Here is a 20,445-nt window from a genome sequence, read left to right on the forward strand (position 1 = left end):
CGGAACCGACGCTCCACCTCTTCGCACTTCCAAGGATACATCATGCTCGACGCCACCAAACTCCGCGGCATTCTGCCCGCCACCCCGACGCCGGTGACCGCCGACGGCACCATCGACGTCGCGGCGTCGAAGGCGCTGTTCTCCTGGCTGAACCGCCAGGGGATCGACGGGGTGGTCCCGCTAGGCGGCACCGGCGAGTACGGCGCGCTGGCCCGGGCCGAGCGCAACCGCTTCGCCGCGCTGACGGTCGAGGCGATGGCGGGCAAAAAGCCGGTCATCGCCGGGGTGCTGGACACCGGCTACCACGACGCGCTGGCCGCGGGCCGCGACTTCGCGGCGGCGGGCGTCGACGGCCTGCTGGTCCTGACGCCCTACTACACCAACCCGACCCAGGCCGGCATCCGCGACTACTTCCTGCGCTACGCCGACGAATCGCCGGTGCCGATCCTGATCTACGAGATCCCCTACCGCACCCGCATCGCCGTCGATCCGGAGGTCCTTCACGAGCTGTCGCGCCACGAGCGGATCGTCGGCATGAAGGCCTGCAACACCGACATGTACCATTTCCTGCGCACGATGGCCGGGCTCGACCCGTCCTTCGCCATGCTGAGCGGCGAGGACACGCTGTTCCCGCTGCATGTGGCCGCCGGGGCCAAGGGCGGCATCGTGGTGACGGCCAACCTTCTGCCGCGCGCCTGGCGCCTGATCTTCGATCTCGCCTCGTCCGGCAAGACCGCCGAGGCGCTGGAGGCCCACCGCACGCTCATTCCGATGATGAACCTCGCCTTCGCCGAGACCAACCCCGGCCCGATGAAATCGGTGATGGACCTGATCGGCGTGAACGCCCCGGCCATGCTGCCGCCTCTGCGCGAGCCGCGTCCGGAGCTGCGCGAGGCTCTGAAAAGCGAACTGTCGCGCCTGCTGACCACTTATGAAGGACTGCCGGCGGCCGCGGTGGCCTGACCGGTGGCACCGCTTGCGCGTGGCATCCGGTCCGCCGGATGCTATGCGTAGGCGACCATGCCGATGACGCGAGGAACAGCACCGATGAAGGCCGGAAAGACCACCAAAACGGGCAGCATGGCGGAAGCCGCCGGCCATCGGGCCGACCCGCGCGACTCGTCGCTGTTCGTCGGTTCGACGGAGAAGACCTTCCAGATCCTGCACGCCTTCGACGGCCCGCACCGGCAGATGCCGCTGTCCGAGATCGCCAAGGCGGCAGGGCTGGACCGCAGCGCCGCCCAGCGGCTGGTCTACACGCTGGAGACACTGGGCTATCTGCGGCGCGTCCACGGCACGCGCAACTACGCGCTCAGCCCGAAGCTGCTGCAGTTCTCCTACAACTACCTCCGCGCGAACGAACTGATCGAGAAGGCGTCGCCCTACCTGCTGGAGATCAGCCGCAGCGTCGGCGAGACCGCCAACCTGCAGGAGCTGGACGGGCACGAAATCGTCTTCGTCGCCCGGTTCCCGGGCCGGCATCTGGTGAACATCGACATCATGGTCGGCAGCCGGTTGCCCGCCTACTTCACAGCGTCGGGCACCGCCATCCTGTCGCGCCTGTCGGAGGAGGAGCAGGAGGAGATCCTCGCCCGCACCGACCTGCGCCCGCTCACGCCCTTCACCGTCAACGACCCCGCTCGCCTGCGCGCCCGCGTGCGGGAGGCGGCGGAAAAAGGTTACGCCGTGGTGACCAACGAGACGGTGATGGGAGACATCTCCGTCGCCGCCGCCATCACGGACGAGCATGGGCACGCGGTCGCCGGCCTGAACATCTCCGTCCCCACCACGCGCTGGACGCCGGAGACCGCCGAGCAGGAACTCGCCCGGCATGTGCAGGTGGCGGCGACCTCCATCTCCGTCAACAAATTCGCCGGCTATCCGCGGTAGCGGCATCCGGCGCCGTTCCCCCAGGGAATTCCATGGCCGCCACGCTCAACATCGACGACCTGCGCCGGTCCGCCCGGCGCTTCCTGCCGCGCGGCATGTTCGAATACATCGACCGGGGGACGGAGGACGAGACGGCGCTCGCCCGGCTGAGGCAGTCCTTCGACCGCTGCGAACTGATGCCGCGCGTGCTGATCGACACCGGCGACCGCAGCCTGGACGCCCCGCTGTTCGGACGCCGGCGCCCCCTGCCCTTCGTCATCGCCCCCACCGCGGCGGCCGGCCTCGTGCGCTTCGGGGGAGAGGTGCTTCTGGCGCGGGCCGCCGCCGCCGCCGGGATTCCCTTCTGCGTCTCCACCCAGTCGATCACCGCCATCGAGGAGATCGCCGCATCGGGCGCGGAGCTGTGGTTCCAGCTCTATGTCTGGCGCGACCGCGACCTGACCCACGCGCTTCTCGACCGGGTCGCGGGCTGCGGGGCGGAGACGCTGCTGCTCACCGTGGACACCGCGGTATCGCCCAAGCGCGAATACAACCAGCGCAACGGCTTCGGCGTGCCGGTCACTCCCAGCCTGCGCGGCGCGCTCGACGTGGCGCTTCATCCGGTCTGGGCCTGGACGGTGCTTCTGCGCTGCCTGCGGACCGGGGGCTGGCCCGCCTACGCCCATTACCCGGCGGAGTTCCGCGGGCGCATCACGGAATCCGTGGCGCACGACCGCGTCCGTCTCTGCGACCGCCTGAGCTGGTCCGACGTGGCGGATCTGCGCCAGCGCTGGCGCGGGCGGATCATCGTCAAGGGCGTCCTGTCGCCGGACGACGCGCGCCGGGCCGCCGAGGCCGGAGTCGATGCCATCGTCGTCTCCAACCACGGTGGGCGCAACCTGGACAGCGCGCCGTCGCCCCTGGCCGTCCTGCCGCGGATCGCCGACGCGGTCGGCGACCGCTTGACCCTGCTGGCCGACAGCGGCGTGCGCCGCGGCAGCGACGCCGCCAAGCTGCTGGCCGCCGGTGCCGAGGCGGTGCTGCTCGGGCGCGCCCCGCTCTTCGGACTGGCATCCGACGGCCAACAGGGCGCGGAGCGGGCGCTGGCGATCCTGGGCGACGAGCTTGACCGGACGATGGCCCTGCTGGGTTGCCGGACCGTCGCGGATTTGCGTGGTTGCCGGATCGCCTGACGGCGAACCATCAAGGCCGGGATCAGACGTCCAGAACCAGCCGTGCGCTTCGGGCGCGCGACACGCAGACCATCATCGTCCTTCCGGCGGCGCGCTCGGCGTCGGACAGGACGCTGTCGCGGTGGTCGGGTTCGCCCTCAAGAACCGCCGTCTCGCAGGTGCCGCAAATGCCCTGCTCGCAGGATGAGGCGATCGGAACGCCCGCCGCGTCGAGCGCCTCCAGCACGCTGACCCCCGCCTTCACCGTGACGGTCACACCGGAGCGGGCGCAGACGACCTCGAATCCGCCGTCCGGCGCCGCTTCGGAAACCCCGTTCGAGCGCGGAGCGAACCACTCGAAGCGCACATCCTGCGTCGGCAGCGCCGCGGCCGCGACGGCGTCCATCAAGCGCTGCGGCCCACAGCAGTAGATCAGGACATCGGCCGGCGTCGATGCAAGCAACGCATCCACCGCCAGCCGCCGGCCCTCGTCCGCGGCATGCACCACCACGTCACCGTTGCCCACCCTGCGGAGTTCGTCGAGGAACGGCGCCTCCGCCGCGCTGCGCACGCAGTAGTGCAGGGTCCATTCGGCTTCCTGGTCCGCCGCCTTGCGGATCATCGGCAACAGCGGCGTGATGCCGATGCCTCCGGCGATGAACAGATAGCGCCGTGCGGCGTCGAAGCGGAAATTGTTGCGGGGCGGACCAACGGAGACCGTGGTGCCGAGCGCCAGATCGCCGTGGACGAAGCGCGACCCCCGCCCGCCCGGCACGTTCAGAACGGCGATCCGGTAGGCGTGCCGGTCTTCCGGGTCGCCGCACAGCGAGTAGGAGCGCACGGCACCGTCCGGCAGATGCACGTCGATGTGCGCACCCGGCTCGCCCGGCGGCAGGGGCTTGCCGTCCGGGTCCCGCAGTTCCACCGACAGGACCTGCGGCGCCACCCGCTCCAAGCGGTGAACACGCAACGACCGCGCTGTCGAGGGCGAGCGCTGCGAAGTCTCCGTCCGACTGGTCATCGTCATCCTGCCCGTGAGAGGTGATACCGACAGCGGCTTGCCACGCGATCACCGCTGGTATGCCAAATACATTGCACTCACCCTAATACCTCAAGTTAAGTTGAGGTCAAGTGGCAAATGCGCGGCGCCGGGCGGGCTGGGCTTTTTGCCCGCCCGACCAATATGGACGTCGTGGTTCCGTCACCAACCGCCACGGTCCGATGCCGACGCTCTCCCGCCGCAGGTCGCTTGCCGCCGTGACCGCCGCGCTCCTGTTTGCCGGCTCCGCTTCGATGAGTTGGGCCAACGACCCGAACAAGGTCGATCCGAAGGGGCTGATCGTCCTCATGAGGCACGCGGAGGCGCCGGGGGTCGGCGATCCGCCGGCATTCCAGCTCCGCGACTGCGCGACCCAGCGCAACCTCGACGCCAACGGCCGGGAGCAGGCCCGGAGGATCGGCGACCAGTTGCGGCGCCTCGCCATTCAGCGCGCCGCCGTCTATTCGAGCCAATGGTGCCGGTGCCTGGAGACCGCCCGGCTGCTCGACGTCGGCGCCGTGCAGGAGCTTCCGGCGCTCAACTCCTTCTTCAACCGGCAGGAGGAGCGGGAGGCGCAAATCGCATCGCTGCGCGCGTTCCTGGCGGCTCTGCCGACGACGGGAGAGCCGGTGGTGCTGGTCACCCATCAGGTGGTCGTGTCCGCGCTGACCGGCATCTATCCGGCATCGGGCGAGGCGGTTCTTCTCCGGGCCAACGGAACGGGCCAGCCGGACATCGAAGGGCGCGGAGCGCTTGGCCGATTCTGATAGGCGCTTTGTCCGGAATTGCCCTCTGCCGCTTGTTGAGTCGGCGGAATGTATGCGGTGCAATGTATGCCACGGCAGCGCTGAAGCGGAACGCCCGGATCTCCTCGGCTATCCGCGCTAGCGAAGGCTGCCCATTGCAACCTGAAGCAACGGAGCATCGCCATGCGACCGATTCCGGTGACCGTGCTGACCGGATTTCTCGGAGCCGGCAAGACGACCCTCCTCAACCGCATCCTGGCGGAACAGGGCGGCGAGCGGACCGCCGTCATCGTCAACGAATACGGAGAGCTTGGCATCGACGGGCTGCTCGTGACGGCGACGGACGAGACCATCGTCGAACTCAACAACGGGTGCGTCTGCTGCATCGTCCGGGGCGACCTGATCGAGGCGTTGATCCGGCTGGTCGAGGACGGGCGCGGATTCGACCGGGTGGTGATCGAGACGAGCGGCCTCGCCGACCCGGCGCCCGTCATCCAATCCTTCGTGTTGGACGAAGGGCTGCGCGGCCGCTTCGCGCTGGACGCCATCGTCACCGTCGCCGATGCCCGCCACCTGCCCCTGCAGCTCGGCCATGACGAAGCGCGCGAGCAGGTTGCCTTCGCCGACGTGATCCTGCTGAACAAGATCGACCTGGAGCCCGCCGGTCAGCTCGACGCCGTGGAGCGCGACATCCGCCGGCTCAACCCTCTGGCGCGCATCCACCGCACCCGGGAATGCGCCCTGCCCCTCTCGGAAATCCTCGGCATCGGCGCCTTCGACCTGCAGAACATCCTGCGCCTCGACCCCGACATCCTCGAGGAGCATGAGCACGAACATGACGCCACCATCGGCTGCGTGGCCTTCCGCGAGGCCGGGCGGCTCGACCCGGCGGCGGTGGACCGCTGGCTGAACCAGCTCGTCCAGGAGAAGGGGCGCGACCTGCTGCGCGCCAAGGGGGTGCTGAATCTCGACGGCCAGGGGCGCCGCTTCGTCTTCCACGGCGTCCACATGACGCTGGACGGGCGCCCGGGGCGGCCCTGGAAGCCCGGCGAGGAACGGCTGAACCAGCTCGTCTTCATCGGTCGCGGCCTCGATGCCGAAACGCTGCTGGAGGGACTTCGCGGCTGCGCCGTCCCGGCGGACGCCCCCGCCCTCTGATCCCGTTCCCGAATTCAGGAAGCACCCAATGAAGCTGCAACATTATCTCGGGGGCCTGCAAGGTCTCGGCCCCATCACCATCGAAACGCGCGTCTTCGTGGAAGAGTGGGAGAAGCGCATCTTCGGCATTCACACGGCGATGATGGCGCTCAGCCCGCAACTGCCGCTTCCCGCCACGCCGAGCGCCTTTCACACCGTCTGGACCTGGGCCCACCTGCGCACCGGGGCCGAGGGGCTCAACCCCTTCGATTACTTCAAATACCGCTATTACGAGAAGTGGCTGGGCGGCATCAGCGGCTACTTCATCGAGAACGGCTACATCACGGAGGAGGAGCTGGAGGCGCGCACCGCCGAGTATCTCGCCGACCCGGACAAGCCTCTGCCGCAGGGCGGCGCGCCGGAGATCGACCAGCGCGTCGAACGCTATCTGGCGGAAGGGGATTCCCCGAAGCGCGACGTCGCGGTCCTGCCCGACTTCCGGGAAGGCGACACGGTGACGGTCAAGAACGTGCCGACGCTCGAACACACCCGCCTGCCCGGCTTCCTGCGCAACCACAACGGCGTGGTCGAGACGGTCTACCCCGGTGCCTACGGCTATCTGACCGACACCGGGGCGGACGGCGTCGGCGCGCCGATGCCGGTCTACTGCGTGCGCTTCGAGGCCGAGGACCTGTGGCCCGGCAACACGGAGCCGAACGTCACGCTCTACGCCGACCTCTACGCCGCCTACGTCACCAAGCCCGCCGCCTGACCGGAGCCATCGAGAATGACCGACCGTTTCCATTATCCCGACGACCGCGAGGCCCGGAGCGCCGCGCGTGTCCGCGCCCTCGAAGCGCTGCTCATCGAGAAGGGCGTCATCACCAGCAAGACCGTGGACACGGTGCTGAACGTCTTCGAAACGAAGATGGGTCCGTTCAACGGCGCCCGGATCGTCGCCCGCGCCTGGGTCGATCCGGCCTTCAAGCAGCGGCTGATCGAGGACGCGCCGGCCGCCATCGCCGAGATGACGGATTTGCCGGAGGGCATGGCCGGTGCCGAGGGCGAGCACATGCGCGCCGTGGCGAATGGCGAGGGCGTCCACAATCTGGTCATCTGCACGCTCTGCTCCTGCTATCCCTGGCCGGTTCTGGGGCTGCCGCCCTACTGGTACAAGGACCCGACCTTCCGCAGCCGCGCCGCCCGCGAACCCCGCGCCGTGCTGAAGGAATTCGGGCTGACCGTTCCCGAAAGCACCGAGGTCAAGGTCTGGGACAGCAGCGCGCAGATCCGCTGGTTCGTCATCCCCGAGCGCCCCGCCGGGACCGAGGGCATGAGCGAGGACCAGCTCGCCGCCCTGGTCACGCCGGAAGCCATGATGGGCGTGGCGGTGGCCGCCTCCGCCTGACCCCAGAACCGGCCCCTCAACATCGTCCGGAGGAACGGGCATGCTGACCCGCTTCGAACATTTCGCCCTGACCAGCATGGCCGGGGCCGAGGATTCCCCGCCCCGTGCCAACGGCACTCTCTGCTTCGCGCAGGAGTGGGAGCGCTCGGCCTTCGGGGTGGCGCTCGCCCTGGCCCGGGAGGGCCATTTCGAATGGGAGGATTTCCGCCAGAACCTGATCGCCGCCATCGGCGACTGGGAGCGGACCCAGGCCCCCGACGGCCCCTCCTGGAACTATTACGAGCAGTGGTTGAGCGCCCTGGAGGCGACGATCCTGCAATCCGGTCTCGCCACGCCCGACGAATTGTCGGCCCGCCTCGCCACGGCCACCCTTACCGCCACCGCGCCCGCCGACACGCGGTCGGCCTGACACCACCCTCCGAACACATCGGGAGACGTTCATGCACATCGAACCCGGCATGCTGTCCGCCGCCAAGATCGTCGGCGCCAACGCGGCCGCGCTCGGCCTTCTCGCCACGCATTGTCCGGCCTTCCTGCGCCGCCCCCTCGAATGGGTCAAGGCGCTCCTGGCGGCCGTCTTCTTCTCGGTCTTCATGGAGGTCTGGCACCAGCCGGTCGGCCCGTCGGAACTGCATTTCATCGGCGCCTCGGCCATCTATTTCGTCTTCGGCTTTCCCGCGACCCTGTTCGGGTTCGGCATCGGCCTTGCGCTCCAGGCCCTGCTGTTCGAGCCGCAGGATCTCGCGCACCTTGCCGTGAATTCGCTGTCGCTGATGGTTCCGCTGGTCGCCGCGCACGCCATGGGCGGAAAGCGCCTGCTGGAATCCGGCCGTCTGGCCTCGATCCGCTGGTCGTCGGTGCTGCGCTTCGACGCCGTCTATTACAGCGGCGTGGTCGCCATGGTCGGCTTCTGGCTGATGATGGGCGAACGGGCGACGCCGTTCGCGGACTGGGCGGTCTTCGCCGCCGCCTATCTGCCGGTCGTGCTGTGTGAGCCGGCGATCAGTTGCGGGCTTCTGCGGGCGCTGGGCCGGCTGGACGCCGCCAATCCGCTGCTTCGCGTCACCACGCTGCGCAGCCCGGCTCTTGCCTGACAGTTGGCATGCCAAATACAATCGGGCGGCTGGGCCCCCTCGGCCGCCCGATTTCAGGAAGAGCGTCGTTCATGCGGATTGTGCTTCTCGCCCCTCCCGGGGTGCAGGCGTTGGATGTGGTGGGTCCGGCGGAGGTGTTCTGGGAAGCGGCGCGCCGCCTCGGCGATCCGAAGGCCTACGAGGTCCAGGTGATGGGCACCGCGGAGGGGCCGGTCTGCGGGACCGGAAGCCTGCGGTTCCTGGCCGACCGCACCATCCACGACCCCGACCAGCCCATCGACACGCTGCTGATCGCGGGGGACCCGTCGTTCAGCGCCATCGATCCGGCGGTGATCGACTGGCTCAGGCGGCGCGCGCCGGAAGTCCGCCGCTACGGGTCGATCTGCACGGGGGTTTTTCTTCTGGCAGCCACCGGGCTGCTCGATGGCCGCCGCGTCACCACCCATTGGGAATGCGCCGACAAGCTTCGCGCCGAGTTTCCAACGCTGACGGTCGATGCGGACCAGATCTTCATCCGCGACGGCAACATCTCCACCGCCGCCGGTGTCACCTCCGGCATCGACCTGGCGCTGTCCCTGCTGGAGGAGGATCACGGGCGGGAGCTGGCGCTGCTGGTCGCCCGCTACATGGTGATGTTCCTGAAGCGGCCCGGCGGGCAATCGCAATTCAGCGCCCATCTCGCCGCCCAGGCGTCGAGCCGGACCGAAATCCAGAAGATCCAGGAGTATGTGCTCGACAACCTCTCCGCCGACCTGTCCGTGGAGGCCCTGGCGTCCCAGGCCGGCATGAGTGCGCGGAATTTCGCCCGGGTGTTCCGGCGCGACGTCGGTCGTCCTCCGGCCGATTTCGTGGAAGCGGCGCGGCTCGACGCGGCGCGCCGGATGCTGGTCGATTCGTCCACGCCGCTCCAGCGGGTTGCCTTTGTTTGCGGTTTCGGTGACGCCGGCACCATGAGGCGCGCCTTCGTCCGCAATCTCGGCATCAACCCGGCCGACTACCGGAAGCGCTTCCGCACGACGACGGCGGCCTGATCCGTAGTGGCTGGCATCCCAGCCGCCTCCCGCCAAGCGCATTCTGCCCATCGGCAAAGCCTGCCCGGCGAAAGGCGGCACATATCGGCCTTCCGCGCGCCGGACGACGGCGTCCTTCGGCCCGAGCCGGGTGTGGCACAACCATTGCTTTTGCTCAGCGGAACATGGCGAAAGCCACGAACCGCAGCGGAGGTGAGCGTGCACGTCCTTGGACCCCACATGGCTGCCGGCCATACCGTCGTCTCTGATCGGAGCAGGACGGCGGACGCCAGCCATCCCCCAGGCTCCCCCACCTTCTCCGACCTGCTGTCGGCGAACGCCCCCGAAGCGCCTTTGGCCGAGCAGGCCGAGAGCGACGAGATCGCCCGCATGCAAAAGGAACTGGAGGCGTACAAGCGCCAGCGGGAAAAGGTCGTCCAGGGGCGGACGATCGACCCGCCGGCCATTCAACTGGCCTTGCCGGTCAATGACCGCGGCTACATGCCCTACGTGACGGCCGACCAGCAGAAGCTGATGGACCGCATCACCGACTCCTATCTTGGTCGGCCAGAACACGAGATGGCAAAGATGTGGGAGGAGTTGAGGGCCAATGGCCTGACGCCGGAGCAGCTCGCGCGCACCGCGACGTATTTCGTCAACTTTGATGGCGAGGTCGTCAGCCGTGCGGCGGCAACGGGAAGCCAGCGCCCTGCCCAGCACGGGAGCACCGCCTGGACGGTGTCGAGCCTCTGATACGGTTGGAAAATGATCACTTCCGTCATTTTCCAACCGTGAAGCCGGCCGATCGGTGCCTTCATTGATCGAGTCGGTCGCTCCGGCGGCGCTTTCAGGTGCCCACGGCATGAGGGCATCGCCCGCATCGGCATGTGCGACGTCCCACCACTGGGGACCGGGCGCCTTCGAGGCGCATTGCCACGGCAACGGTGGCAGCCCACCGTGAACCAGCACGCGATCTGGCTGTATCTGCGGTTCACGCTGAGCTACCGGGACGTCGAGGAGCTGCGGGCCGAACGCGGTATCGACGTGTCCTACGAGACGGTCCGCTGAACGGATACCACCTCAGCTATATGGTCACTGGGTCAACGTATCCATGCACACCAATTTGATCATAGGCGATGTCGGTGAAGCCAACGTCATAAGCCGGCGAGTTCGATTGGAGACGCCAATCTCCCTCTGCCGGATTTTTAAAGAGAGGGTTGCCGACAATCGCATGCATGTCGTAGCCCAAATCCTGCCACTCGCCGAGCGCGCCGCTGTAACCCGAAGGCATCTTGACGGGAGTTGCATGGAACGATGTCGATTGAATGCCCGAGTAGACATTGCTATCGAAGAAAACGGTGCTCGTGGCCCCGTTGACGGCTGTCGCACCTGATTGCCCGTCGCTGGGATAGGTCAGGTCGATGATGTTCTTGCTGAAAACGTTGTTTTCCATCGCATGTGGACTCTTGCCCTCGCCAAGCCAATTGGGTTCGAAGCCGGCAAGGGCGATGCCCGAGTTTCGCGTGACGATGTTGTTGTGAATGCTGTTGTCCCATCCGGAGTGGACGAAAATGCCGCCAATATTGTCATGCAGGAGGTTGCCGTAAACCTCCACGCCGCTGGCCCAGTCGTCCAGATAGATGGCGTTGCTGACCAGCTTGGTCGTGGGATCTTGGAAGACGGTGCTGACCACACCGTCCCAGCCGATGTTGCCGGCGGCTTTTGTGTTCGAAATTTCGTTATAGCGAATGACATCGCTGGTTTTTACCTGTGACCAATTGATCAGCATTATGGCGCCGCCGTCGCTGGTCTCTTCGTTGGTGTTCTTGATTTCATTGTATTCGATTACGTTGCGCAGCGCGGCGCCGCTTTCAAGAGATCCGCCGCCAATACCGAATTTTGCGATGTCCTCGATGCTGTTGTGTGAGAACACATTGTCGGATGAGGCGTCGAACCAGATCCCACTGCCCTTCTTCGTCAAAGCGCCCACGTCATGTATCCAGTTTCCGCTCACCCGCGTGCGGTCGGCGCCGTGTTCCAGAAGGATGCCGTGTCCGTTGGTTTGCGCCACCTCGTTCCTGACGATCACCGTATCGGTGCTCTGCGTGATGTGAATGCCGACGCCGGCGTTTGTGATCTTGGCGTTTCGGATGACGATGTCGTCGCTTCGATCGACGGCGTACGCCACGCCGGAGGACATGGTCCCATCGACGCTGATGCCGTCGAAAACGATTCCCTTGGCACCCGTGACGCTGATGACCTTATCCGTCGTGGCGAGCAACGCGCCATGCCCATCGAAGGACGCGGCCTCCGGAACGAAGAACAGCTTCTGGGTGGCTCCGTCGATGTACCATTCCTTGGGTGCGTTCAGCATGGCGGGCGCGTTCATCAGATAGTATCGCGATCCGGCGCCGAGCGCGTCCCATGTCGTTCCGTCCACATGGACGGTGTTCGTCGCGTGGTCGATGCTCTTCACGTCGAGGACGTAGTTCTCCCAGCCGCGCTGTCCGTAGATGTTGACCTTCATTCCAGCGGCGTCGAGCCCGGTCGGGATGTCGCCCTCACGGAACCTGAAACTGGAATAGGGATTGTCGGCGGGGCCGCTTGCGTCGGCGAACAGCCATCCGCCTTCGATCGGATTGTCCGGCGTGCGATCGGGAAAGCGCGCCATGGTCTGGCGACCGCCGCCCACGATAAGATCAGCGTCGTCCAGCACGCCGGGCTCCGGAACGGAGAGCGCGGCCGACCACACCCCCGCGCCGGAGGAACTCCAGTTCGCGATCGGGTGCCCGCCGTGAATGGTCGGCGTTTCACCGGAATAGGCCGCATAGGTTCTGCCGGAGTCGGCTGCGGTCAATTCCAGCGCATGAGCCACATAATAGTCCCCTCCCCGGACGAAGGTGGTCGTCACGTTTGGCGTTGCGCGCATGGCGTCGCGGGCGTGCTCCAAGGTCGCGAAAGGACCGTCCGTTCCGTCGGCGTTTGGAGCCGCCAGCTTGCCCGACCACCCGTCGTTCCCGTTGGTCGCGACGTAGAAGGCGGATGCCGGGGCGGGAGGCACGGGTGTGTCCACGACCGCGGGGAAAAAGCTTTTGTCGGCGTTGACCACCAGCGTGCCGTTCCACCACAGGCCGGACTGGCCCTTCACCACATCCTTGCCGTCGAGCGCCCCTTTGTCATAGCTGACCAAGCCGTCCGTCGGCGCGACGGCACGCCCGTTGATGGTGACCGCGTTGACGATCAGCGAACGGTCCTGGCCGTTGATGACGGTGTCGTTGTCGTACTGGATCTGTATGGCATGGCCGCGGCCAAGCTCGACGTCGGCGGTGAAGGTGAAGTCTTTCGCCGTGGTATCGGCCACGCCTTCGCCGATCACCTGACCGTCCACCAGCAGCTTGAAATGCGCGTTGACGCCGCCCGCCGGATTGCCGCGGGCGTTCACCACGATGGTCGAGCCTTCGGTGTTGGGAACGGCTGGCGGAGCCGCGGATGGAAAATCCGATGATGGCGCGTTCACCGTCAGCGTGCCGTTCCACCACAGGCCGGATTGACCCTTGACCACGTCCTTGCCGTCGAGCGCTCCCTTGTCATAGGTGACCGATCCGTCCGTCGGCGCGACGGAACGTCCGTTGATGGTGATGGTGTTGACGATCAGCGAACGGTCCTGGCCGTTGATGATGGTGTCGTTGTCATACTGGACCTGCACCTGATGAGGCGTGCCGGGGGCCGCATCCACGGTGAAGACGAAATCCTTCGCCACGGTATCCGCCCGTCCTTCGCCGACCTTCCGGCCATCGATCAACAGGTTGAAATGGGCGTTGACCCCGCCCGCCGGATTGCCGCGGGCATTCACCACGATGGTCGAAACGCCGGGGGGCGGGGGTGCCACGTAAAGGCTCGCCGGCGTGTCGAAGGTGAGTGCACCCTGCCACCACAGATTCTCCTGTCCGGCGATGACGTCCAGGCCATCCAGCGCAAAGCGGTCATAGGTGGCCTGGGACGGCATCAGGCTGCTTCCGTTGACGACGATGGACCGGACGGACAGGTCTCGATCCTCGCCGTTCACGACGGCGTCGTTGTCGTAGTGGACCTGAATCTTGTGCGGCCGGTCGGCGGCCACCTTCACGGTGAAGTGAAAGGCGGTGGGATCGGCTTTGTTCACGGTCGCCTGACCGGCATCCACGCCGTCGATCAGCAGACGGAAATGCGGCCAAGTGCCTGCGGCGGGATGGCCGTAGGCGTTGACGACGATGTTTGCGTCGATAAGCGGTGTCGCGGCCGTGACCATCGGCTGATCCTCATATGCGCTTCGATGCGAGGATCATAGCCGGTGCCGAAGGTCATTTTTGTGGTATTAGAGCCAAAGTCATTTAATTCGGAAGGGGCCGGACAAAACGGTCCATCAACCCTCTTCGTGGCAGCCGACGTCTGGCGCACCGGGCCGAGGCAAGGTTCTGCCCAGGCGATCCATGCTCAGCCCCGTTTCCAGTCCACGGCCGCGGCACGGGCTTGCCGACGCCAGTTCATAGTTCCCCCGTGCGGGATCGACGAAAAGAGGGTCCCCCGCGACGCTGTTTCTGACCGCCGATGCAGAGACGCGCTCCAACTCGTCGCGGCGCGCGCAGCGTGCCCCGCCCCAGACGGCCATCCGGCCGCCGTCGGAACCGAAGCAGTTGTTGCTGTAGACATTGTCCTGCCCATGGCGCCGGTCGTTGCTGCCGCCCCCGGCCGCGTACAGGTTCTGGTGGCGGGCATTCACGGCAATCGTGTTGACGATCTGGTTGCCCGACACGGCGGCGCCGTCCGTCCGCGAGGATATCTCCAGCGCCCACCAGCCGCCGACCACCGTGTTGTTGCGCACCCGGTTGTTGCGGGCATCCCTGGGAAGATCGGCCGCCCGGTCCGCGACCGGGTCCCATCCGGCCGCGTTCGCCTGGATCGCCAGTCCGGCGGCGTATGGGACTTGTCCGCAATCGTGCACGAGGTTGTAATCGACGTCGCAGTCGTCGGATTTCTCAAGAAAGATGCCTCGCGATTGACAGTCGTGAACATGGTTGCGGCTGATGACCTGCCGGGCGCGTGGGGCAACCACCTCGTCCCACCAGATACCCACGCCGCGCTTGTGAGGCTCGCTCCCCGGCCCGGCCCAGTCTGCGGGAAGGCAATGATGGACGCGGTTGCGTTCGACCACCACCGCGCCCTGGAGCCCGGCACGGCCCCACCCCCATGCCTTGATCCCGCCGCTCCATTCCAACTGGCGAACCTTGTCCTGAGGGCCGAGCACCGCGTCGTGAAGCTGGCAGCAGTCGAAGATCAGGTTTTCCCGGATCACCCACCGATGGCTGTTGCCGCCGAGCAGGATTCCGGAACCGCCACAGCCCCGGATCGTGCAACCGCGAATGTCCACGTCGGTGGACGGTCGCTCGCCGGATGCCAGCAGACCGGAGACAAAGCCGTCGGCGATGACCGCGCCGCTTATGCGGAAGCGGTTGCACCCTTCAAGAAGAACCGTGTGCCAAGCCCCCCGTTCGAACCGAAGCCCGTCGATGACGAAATCCGCTCGCTCTCTCGCGACGAAGGCGTGGTCACGAACACTGGCCTCGATTTCCGGCCTCGCTCCATCCGGTTGGCCCAGGACGATGACGTGCTTCCGTGTCGCGTCGTAGCACCATTGGCGATGCGCGGACAGAAAGGCCGGCGACGCAACGCGGTTGCCCCGCTGCCCGTCCACGAACAATTGGGAGGGTTCGCCGGCAACCGGAGACACCCATCGCCGCGTTCGGCCGTCATCAGCCGCGTTGTCGATTGCGGCTCCCCCAGCAAGCAGCGGCGTTGCCGCAAGCGAATCCGCGCCGCTGATGACAGGAGCATCTCCGACACCAAAAGCCCCAAGGCCCACAGGGCGGTTCGGCGCGCCAGACGCGGCCAGGGTCAGGGTTTCACGCCAGACACCGCCGCGCTGGAAAAGGACCGCGTCGCCGGGCTGCAAAGCCAGGGCGTTTGCCGCCGCAACGGTTCTGAACGCACGGTCCGGGGCCAGGCCGTCCTGATCGTCGGCTCCATCCGGGGAAACATGAAACCTTCGCGAACCTGGAGAACGGGCCGCCAAGGCGAATGTCGGAAGGCACCCGGAAACGGCGGTGGCGAAAAGCCGTACCACGTCGCGCCGTCCCAACCGGAGCGCCCCCTTCATTTCAGCGGACATCGACCAGCCTCCGCATCGTCAGACTTCGGGAGGTGGTTCGCGGCATCGGACAGGCCAGCAAACCGGGAACGGCTTTCGAATACTCTTCGCGCCTATGAAAATTAAACGCAGATTACATCGCAAATACCAAATGATATTTCAGATCAACATCGCTCTCCCCACATGCCGCTTTAACGTGATGACAATAACGGGATGAGAACCCTGTATACATGCCACCAATAATGTGAGGTTAACTTACTGCCACCAGATAACTTTCTTAGACAACCGCAAAAAGGAAAATGTCTACTACAGTATAAAGGTGGCAGATAGGCAATTCGGATCGGGGCTATGCGACGCTATGTGGTGCACTGAAGGAGGCCCCCTCATTTGTGAGGAGCCTGCCGGGTTTAGCTTTCCAATGGAAGACCGGGCTGTACCGCGCTGTCAGTCAGCAACGTTATGCTGCGTTATGCCGCCGACTAACCAATTAAAAATTAATGGATTGCTGATGCCTGAGCGCATCGGCATCGGTTTTCCCACAGCGATCCGCACGCACATTCCCTATGGTTCCCGGCTTGTGGTGAAGCACCGCTCCGACCGTCGCGCTGGGTCAATCAAAGGTTACAGATTTGTCCTGTTCCTGTGTTTGCCAACAACTTGTTCCTGTGTTTACCAACAATGCGTTGCGCTACCTCATTTTCCTCATTGCAAAGAATTTCAACGCAGAACAACTATAAAGGACGATCTTCTTGGAACGAAAAAACAATTGGCGGCGATGTTGAATACCAACTAGAAACAAACCTCATGATGTCGCTTGCTTCCTACGGCTCGGCTGCGAAGAAAATGCAACAATCATGAAAATTTTTAAACACGGATACAACAGACGTTCGCTCATTTGTTTGAAGAATTTCTCCATTGCGACCGCATCAGAAGACCCGTAACACCGATCTGCCCGTAACGCCAATCTGGTTGAATACGATCTGGTGTGCCGTGCCTCGATGACCGAAGTGATCGCACTGCGGGACACCCCACGCCCCGCATTCCCGGCTCGGCTGGAACGAAAGATGGTGCAATGGGAAACGACACCCTATCCGAACTTCATGTCGGGTGGTTCTGGCGCTCCTTGCGCCGGCATTGGACGCTTTTCCTCTGCGTGTTCCTGACAACATCGCTGCTGATCGGCGGAGCGTTATGGACATTGCCCAAGATTTACACCGGGCGTGCCATCGTCGCCGTGGACCCGCGTGCCCGGAACACCGTGGACATCAAGGCCGTCGTCGAAGGCGTGCTGGGCGATCCCGCCGCCGTTTCCACCGAACTCGAAATGATCCGATCCCGCGATGCGATCCGGTCCATCGTCCAAGAGTTTCGGCTCGACCGGCGCGCGGAGTTCAACGATGCGCTAAACGACGCAGCGGGCGGCGATGGAGCAGAGGCTTCGGGCCGGCTGCAGCAAGCAAGGGTGATCGACAAGGTTGCCCAGCGGGTGAACACGGTGACGCTGAATGCGTCGCGCGCCATTGAGGTTTCCTTCCGGTCGCAAGATCCGCAACTCGCGGCGGACGTGGCCAATCGTCTGGTCGATCTGTATCTGGAGGCCAAGGCGGCGGGTCCGGTCAACGCCACGTCCCGCGCCGCACTCTGGCTCGACGCGCGTCTGGACGAGTTGAAGGACCGCGTCCGGCGGTCGGAGGGCAAGGTCGAACAGTTCCGCGCCAGTTCCATCCTGCGGGAAGGGCGCGATCCCGAGGTGATCGACCAGCAGATCGCGGACTGGAGCCGCCAGCTCGTCACGGCACAGGCCGGTTGGCAGCAGCGCTCCGCTCAGGTGAAGTCCGCGGAGGACGCCGAAGCCGCACGGGGGGCGCGCGGCGTTCTGGGGCTTGCCCGTTTGCCGGTGGGGGAGCGGCTGACCATCGACGAGGCCGGCCTCGTCCGCCGCGCCGCCGAGCTTGGCGTCAACTCGGGCCCGAACCACCCCCGCATGGCCGAGATCCAGGAAGGCATCCGGAAGCTCCAGACCCAGATGGAGCGGGAAGCGCGGAGTTGGATGGCAAGCCTGCGCCTGCAGCAGGACGAGGCGGCGCGGCAGGTGGCGACCATCCAGGGGGCCTTGGAGCTCCTGCAGGCCGAAAAGGCCACGATGAACCGGGCCGAGATCACCTTGCGGGAACTGGAGCGGGAAGCCACTGCGGACCGGTCCGTTCTGGAGGTCTTCCTGCAGCGTTCCCGCGAGGCGCGGGAGATCGCTCCGCAGGAGCCTTACGCCGAAGTGATCGCGCGGGCGGACTTTCCAGCGAAGGCGTCCAGTCCCAACCTCGCCGTCCTGGGTGGCGGAGGAATTCTTCTCGCCCTGCTGGCCGGCGCCGCCGCGACGCTGGGCGCCGAGGCGCGGGCACGCCGCCGCTATTACAGCATCGATCAGCTCCGGACCGACCTGGGCCTGCCGATCCATGCAACCATTCCGGTGTGGAACGCGCGCCGGCATCCGGAGCGTCTCGGATGGGCCCGGACCGGGCGCGATGTGGCCGGCTATGCCTGTGCCCACCCCGAGTCCTCCCTCGGCGTGGCGGCGCGCAGCCTCGTCGCCGGAACCATCTCCTGGATCAACAGAAACGATCTTGGCCGCAACGATCTCGGCGATCCCATCGTCTTCACCTCGTCCCTGCCCGGAGAGGGGAAGACCACGCTGGCGGTCTCGACCGCCTTGATCCTGGCCCGTTCCGGCCGGCGCGTGCTTCTGATCGACGCCGACCTGAGACGGCCGCGCGTGCATCAGGTGCTGGGGGAAACCAACGAGCGGGGCCTCGCCCAGTTCCTCGTTCCGGAGGAGGGGATCGCCGCGGCCGATCTGCGGCGCCCGACCGTCCACGAGCGGCTGGACATCGTCACGGCGGGGGCCCTCCCCGGCAAGGCGACGATCGAACCCCTGCATCTCGCGCGGCTGAGCGGCTTCGTGGACGCGATGCGGCCTGAATACGACGCCATCATCATCGACGCCCCCCCCGTGCTTCCCGTTCCCGACGCGCTGCTTCTGGCCGGCGTGTTCAAGCACACCATCATGGTGGTCGCCTGGAACCGGACCGCAAGAAGGGTCGTGCGGCACGCCGTCGATCAATTGCTGGAAGGCGGTGCGACGTTGTCCGGGGTCGTCTTCAACAAGGTCGATCAGAAGAAGCTCGCCCGCTTCGACTGCACCGAATCGCAATATCTCGCCGATCGCTCCTATCGCGATTATTTGCGGACGTGACCCATGGGGGATCTTCGAACCCTCCTGCGATCGCCGTCGCTGCAGCGGCTCGCCGGCTATGGAGCGGCGACGGGATGCGGCGCGCTGGCCACCCTGCTGGCCGTCCCGCTGCTGGTGCGCCTGCTCGGGTTGGATGAGTTCGGCACATGGTCGCTTCTGGAACCGCTGCTGGTGATCGGCGCCATGGTCGCCCTGTGCGGGGTCGAACACGGCGTCATCAAGCAGGCGGCCCATGACGGCACGTCGATCCGCAAGGTCGTCGGCGACCTGCTGCCCGCCGTTCTGCTGGTCATCCTGCTTGTCGACCTGATCGGCGCGACCGTCCTCCACTGGTGGTTCGGGGCGGCCGTGTCCCTGTTGGTCGCCGGGCTGGTCGCCGCCGAAGCCCTGCTGACCCTGATCACCACGGCCTACCGCTCCGCCGACCGGTTGGCCGTTTACAGCGTCGGGCAGGCCGGGCGGTCCGTGTCGTTCCTGATCGTCCTGGCCGTCATGGCCATGCTCTCGCCGGCGGGCCGCACACCGGTCGAAACGCTGCTCGGCGTTCGTCTGGCGCTCGTGCTGGCGCTGGCGCTGGCGCTCATCGCCGCGCTTCGCCCGCGTCCACGCTGGCGGCCGGACCGCCATGCGGACGCCCGGACCTACGGCGTCTTCATCCTGCTCACCGGCCTGATGGGACAGGTGCTGGAGAATTGCGACCGTTATCTGCTGGCGGGGCATGCGAGCATCGCGGAGGTCGGCGGCTATGTGCTCCACATCAAGCTGGCCACCATTGTCGTGCAGGGAGTGACCACCCCCTTCATGATCTGGTTCCCGATGGAACGCTTCCGTCATTTCAACGACAGCGACGGCGGCGACCGCTTTTTCGGGACGGTGGCCTTTCTCATGCTGACGGCGCTGCTGCTGGCGGCGGGCATCGTCTGGTTCAGCGCGCCGCTCCTGCTCGGGTGGTTCGCACCGGAGATCCCCTACGCGCCCGGGGTCCTGCTTCTGCTGCTGGCCGGCGTGGTGGCGGTCGGCATGAGCTACCCGTTGAATGTCGGCCTGCTGAAGCCCGGCTTCACGCACCTGAACCTGATCGCCAGCGCGGCCGGCCTGACCGGCGCGCTGGTGCTGTCGGTGCTGCTCGTGCCGGCGCTGGGCATGATCGGCGGAGCCGGTGCCAAGGCGGCCGCCACGCTGGTCTTCACGGCCGTGCTCTGCGGCTTGTCGCAGCGCGTCCACCGGGTCAATTTCAGGTTTGCGCGGCTGGCCCTGCTGAGCGCCGCGGCGATGGCCCTCGGCGTCATCATCGAGCGTTTCGCCGGAGGCGGGGAACTGCCGGCGGTCATCGGAAAATCCTTGACCTATGCGTGCGGCCTGCTGGTGATCGCGTTCCTTCTGTCCGGACGGCGCGAAGGCTTCCGCGTGGCATTGGCCCGTGCGGACGGGAGGGTGGACGGATGATCCACCTCGCGCGGAAGGAAGCGCTCGGCCAGCCGGGAACCGGCGGAGATGCAGCCCGAACGGAAACCGCGGGAGCGGATCGCCCTCTGG

Annotated in this window: 17 protein-coding genes and 1 pseudogene; 15 read left to right on the forward strand and 3 right to left on the reverse strand. The window is 66.1% G+C overall.

Features of this window, described 5'->3' with window-relative positions; genetic code table 11:
• Positions 1-42 precede the first annotated feature (42 nt).
• The 3 genes from DS843_RS21750 to DS843_RS21760 all read left to right on the forward strand — a co-directional run bounded on the left by DS843_RS21750 (position 43) and on the right by DS843_RS21760 (position 3,062).
• Positions 43-963 (forward strand): dihydrodipicolinate synthase family protein, encoded by a 921-nt coding sequence (locus tag DS843_RS21750; protein ID WP_149470930.1) that lies wholly within the window; start codon positions 43-45, stop codon positions 961-963.
• 84 nt (positions 964-1,047) lie between these two features.
• Positions 1,048-1,890: an IclR family transcriptional regulator gene (locus DS843_RS21755; protein ID WP_208852293.1), complete on the forward strand. Its 843-nt coding sequence runs from the start codon at positions 1,048-1,050 to the stop codon at positions 1,888-1,890.
• A 32-nt stretch (positions 1,891-1,922) separates the two neighbouring features.
• Positions 1,923-3,062 carry an alpha-hydroxy acid oxidase gene (locus DS843_RS21760; RefSeq protein WP_149470931.1) on the forward strand — a complete coding sequence of 380 codons (1,140 nt, stop codon included), beginning with the start codon at positions 1,923-1,925 and terminating at the stop codon, positions 3,060-3,062.
• Positions 3,063-3,084: 22 nt separating this feature from the next.
• Here the strand turns inward: DS843_RS21760 and DS843_RS21765 are convergent, their stop codons facing one another.
• Positions 3,085-4,062 carry a PDR/VanB family oxidoreductase gene (locus DS843_RS21765; protein ID WP_167525403.1) on the reverse strand — a complete coding sequence of 326 codons (978 nt, stop codon included), beginning with the start codon at positions 4,060-4,062 and terminating at the stop codon, positions 3,085-3,087.
• 236 nt (positions 4,063-4,298) lie between these two features.
• On the opposite strand from DS843_RS21765, the gene DS843_RS21770 reads away from it, so the two are divergent.
• The 9 genes and pseudogenes from DS843_RS21770 to DS843_RS21810 form a co-directional block, all read left to right on the forward strand.
• Positions 4,299-4,847 carry a histidine phosphatase family protein gene (locus tag DS843_RS21770; RefSeq protein WP_286192248.1) on the forward strand — a complete coding sequence of 183 codons (549 nt, stop codon included), beginning with the start codon at positions 4,299-4,301 and terminating at the stop codon, positions 4,845-4,847.
• A gap of 162 nt (positions 4,848-5,009) precedes the next feature.
• Complete coding sequence (locus tag DS843_RS21775) at positions 5,010-5,984, forward strand: CobW family GTP-binding protein (RefSeq protein ID WP_149470933.1); 975 nt, start codon at positions 5,010-5,012, stop codon at positions 5,982-5,984.
• Between the two features lie 28 nt (positions 5,985-6,012).
• Complete coding sequence (gene nthB, locus DS843_RS21780; protein ID WP_149470934.1) at positions 6,013-6,735, forward strand: nitrile hydratase subunit beta; 723 nt, start codon at positions 6,013-6,015, stop codon at positions 6,733-6,735.
• A gap of 15 nt (positions 6,736-6,750) precedes the next feature.
• Positions 6,751-7,371 (forward strand): nitrile hydratase subunit alpha, encoded by a 621-nt coding sequence (gene nthA, locus DS843_RS21785; RefSeq protein ID WP_149470935.1) that lies wholly within the window; start codon positions 6,751-6,753, stop codon positions 7,369-7,371.
• 40 nt (positions 7,372-7,411) lie between these two features.
• Positions 7,412-7,780, forward strand: coding sequence for a nitrile hydratase accessory protein (locus DS843_RS21790; RefSeq protein ID WP_149470936.1), 369 nt, complete (start codon positions 7,412-7,414; stop codon positions 7,778-7,780).
• 31 nt (positions 7,781-7,811) lie between these two features.
• Entirely contained in the window at positions 7,812-8,465 is a 654-nt protein-coding gene (locus DS843_RS21795; protein WP_149470937.1) for an energy-coupling factor ABC transporter permease, read from the forward strand.
• A 71-nt stretch (positions 8,466-8,536) separates the two neighbouring features.
• The gene (locus DS843_RS21800) at positions 8,537-9,496 is read left to right on the forward strand and encodes a GlxA family transcriptional regulator (protein WP_149470938.1); all 960 of its coding nucleotides are present in this window, start codon (positions 8,537-8,539) and stop codon (positions 9,494-9,496) included.
• A 219-nt stretch (positions 9,497-9,715) separates the two neighbouring features.
• Positions 9,716-10,228 (forward strand): hypothetical protein, encoded by a 513-nt coding sequence (locus DS843_RS21805; protein WP_286192249.1) that lies wholly within the window; start codon positions 9,716-9,718, stop codon positions 10,226-10,228.
• Positions 10,229-10,405: 177 nt separating this feature from the next.
• Positions 10,406-10,540: pseudogene (locus DS843_RS21810) on the forward strand (IS6 family transposase); the annotation flags it as partial.
• A 19-nt stretch (positions 10,541-10,559) separates the two neighbouring features.
• Here the strand turns inward: DS843_RS21810 and DS843_RS31875 are convergent.
• Positions 10,560-13,763 (reverse strand): carbohydrate-binding domain-containing protein, encoded by a 3,204-nt coding sequence (locus tag DS843_RS31875; RefSeq protein ID WP_286192250.1) that lies wholly within the window; start codon positions 13,761-13,763, stop codon positions 10,560-10,562.
• A gap of 114 nt (positions 13,764-13,877) precedes the next feature.
• A complete protein-coding gene (locus DS843_RS21830; protein WP_149470940.1) occupies positions 13,878-15,680 on the reverse strand; it encodes a right-handed parallel beta-helix repeat-containing protein in 1,803 nt (600 codons plus the stop codon).
• Positions 15,681-16,167: 487 nt separating this feature from the next.
• Between DS843_RS21830 and DS843_RS21835 the strand changes: the two genes are divergently transcribed.
• The 3 genes from DS843_RS21835 to DS843_RS21845 all read left to right on the forward strand — a co-directional run bounded on the left by DS843_RS21835 (position 16,168) and on the right by DS843_RS21845 (position 20,355).
• The gene (locus DS843_RS21835) at positions 16,168-16,452 is read left to right on the forward strand and encodes a hypothetical protein (RefSeq protein ID WP_149470941.1); all 285 of its coding nucleotides are present in this window, start codon (positions 16,168-16,170) and stop codon (positions 16,450-16,452) included.
• A 405-nt stretch (positions 16,453-16,857) separates the two neighbouring features.
• Entirely contained in the window at positions 16,858-18,909 is a 2,052-nt protein-coding gene (locus tag DS843_RS21840; RefSeq protein WP_167525404.1) for a GumC family protein, read from the forward strand.
• 3 nt (positions 18,910-18,912) lie between these two features.
• Positions 18,913-20,355, forward strand: a complete 1,443-nt coding sequence (locus DS843_RS21845) for a lipopolysaccharide biosynthesis protein (protein ID WP_149470943.1) — start codon at positions 18,913-18,915, stop codon at positions 20,353-20,355.
• The last annotated feature ends 90 nt before the right edge of the window (positions 20,356-20,445 follow it).

Source organism: Roseomonas genomospecies 6 (assembly GCF_008365375.1).
In the GTDB taxonomy this organism is placed as follows: Bacteria; Pseudomonadota; Alphaproteobacteria; order Azospirillales; family Azospirillaceae; genus Azospirillum.

What these genes read in the sequence shown, in the direction of transcription:
- DS843_RS21765 (WP_167525403.1), bottom strand. Translation starts at nt 4,062, where the DNA reads ATGACCAGTCGGACGGAGACTTCGCAGCGCTCGCCCTCGACAGCGCGG.
- DS843_RS21800 (WP_149470938.1), top strand. Translation starts at nt 8,537, where the DNA reads ATGCGGATTGTGCTTCTCGCCCCTCCCGGGGTGCAGGCGTTGGATGTG.
- DS843_RS21750 (WP_149470930.1), top strand. Translation starts at nt 43, where the DNA reads ATGCTCGACGCCACCAAACTCCGCGGCATTCTGCCCGCCACCCCGACG.
- DS843_RS21775 (WP_149470933.1), top strand. Translation starts at nt 5,010, where the DNA reads ATGCGACCGATTCCGGTGACCGTGCTGACCGGATTTCTCGGAGCCGGC.
- DS843_RS21830 (WP_149470940.1), bottom strand. Translation starts at nt 15,680, where the DNA reads ATGTCCGCTGAAATGAAGGGGGCGCTCCGGTTGGGACGGCGCGACGTG.
- nthA (WP_149470935.1), top strand. Translation starts at nt 6,751, where the DNA reads ATGACCGACCGTTTCCATTATCCCGACGACCGCGAGGCCCGGAGCGCC.
- DS843_RS21795 (WP_149470937.1), top strand. Translation starts at nt 7,812, where the DNA reads ATGCACATCGAACCCGGCATGCTGTCCGCCGCCAAGATCGTCGGCGCC.
- DS843_RS31875 (WP_286192250.1), bottom strand. Translation starts at nt 13,763, where the DNA reads ATGGTCACGGCCGCGACACCGCTTATCGACGCAAACATCGTCGTCAAC.
- DS843_RS21835 (WP_149470941.1), top strand. Translation starts at nt 16,168, where the DNA reads ATGCCTGAGCGCATCGGCATCGGTTTTCCCACAGCGATCCGCACGCAC.
- nthB (WP_149470934.1), top strand. Translation starts at nt 6,013, where the DNA reads ATGAAGCTGCAACATTATCTCGGGGGCCTGCAAGGTCTCGGCCCCATC.
- DS843_RS21755 (WP_208852293.1), top strand. Translation starts at nt 1,048, where the DNA reads ATGAAGGCCGGAAAGACCACCAAAACGGGCAGCATGGCGGAAGCCGCC.
- DS843_RS21805 (WP_286192249.1), top strand. Translation starts at nt 9,716, where the DNA reads ATGGCTGCCGGCCATACCGTCGTCTCTGATCGGAGCAGGACGGCGGAC.
- DS843_RS21790 (WP_149470936.1), top strand. Translation starts at nt 7,412, where the DNA reads ATGCTGACCCGCTTCGAACATTTCGCCCTGACCAGCATGGCCGGGGCC.
- DS843_RS21845 (WP_149470943.1), top strand. Translation starts at nt 18,913, where the DNA reads ATGGGGGATCTTCGAACCCTCCTGCGATCGCCGTCGCTGCAGCGGCTC.
- DS843_RS21760 (WP_149470931.1), top strand. Translation starts at nt 1,923, where the DNA reads ATGGCCGCCACGCTCAACATCGACGACCTGCGCCGGTCCGCCCGGCGC.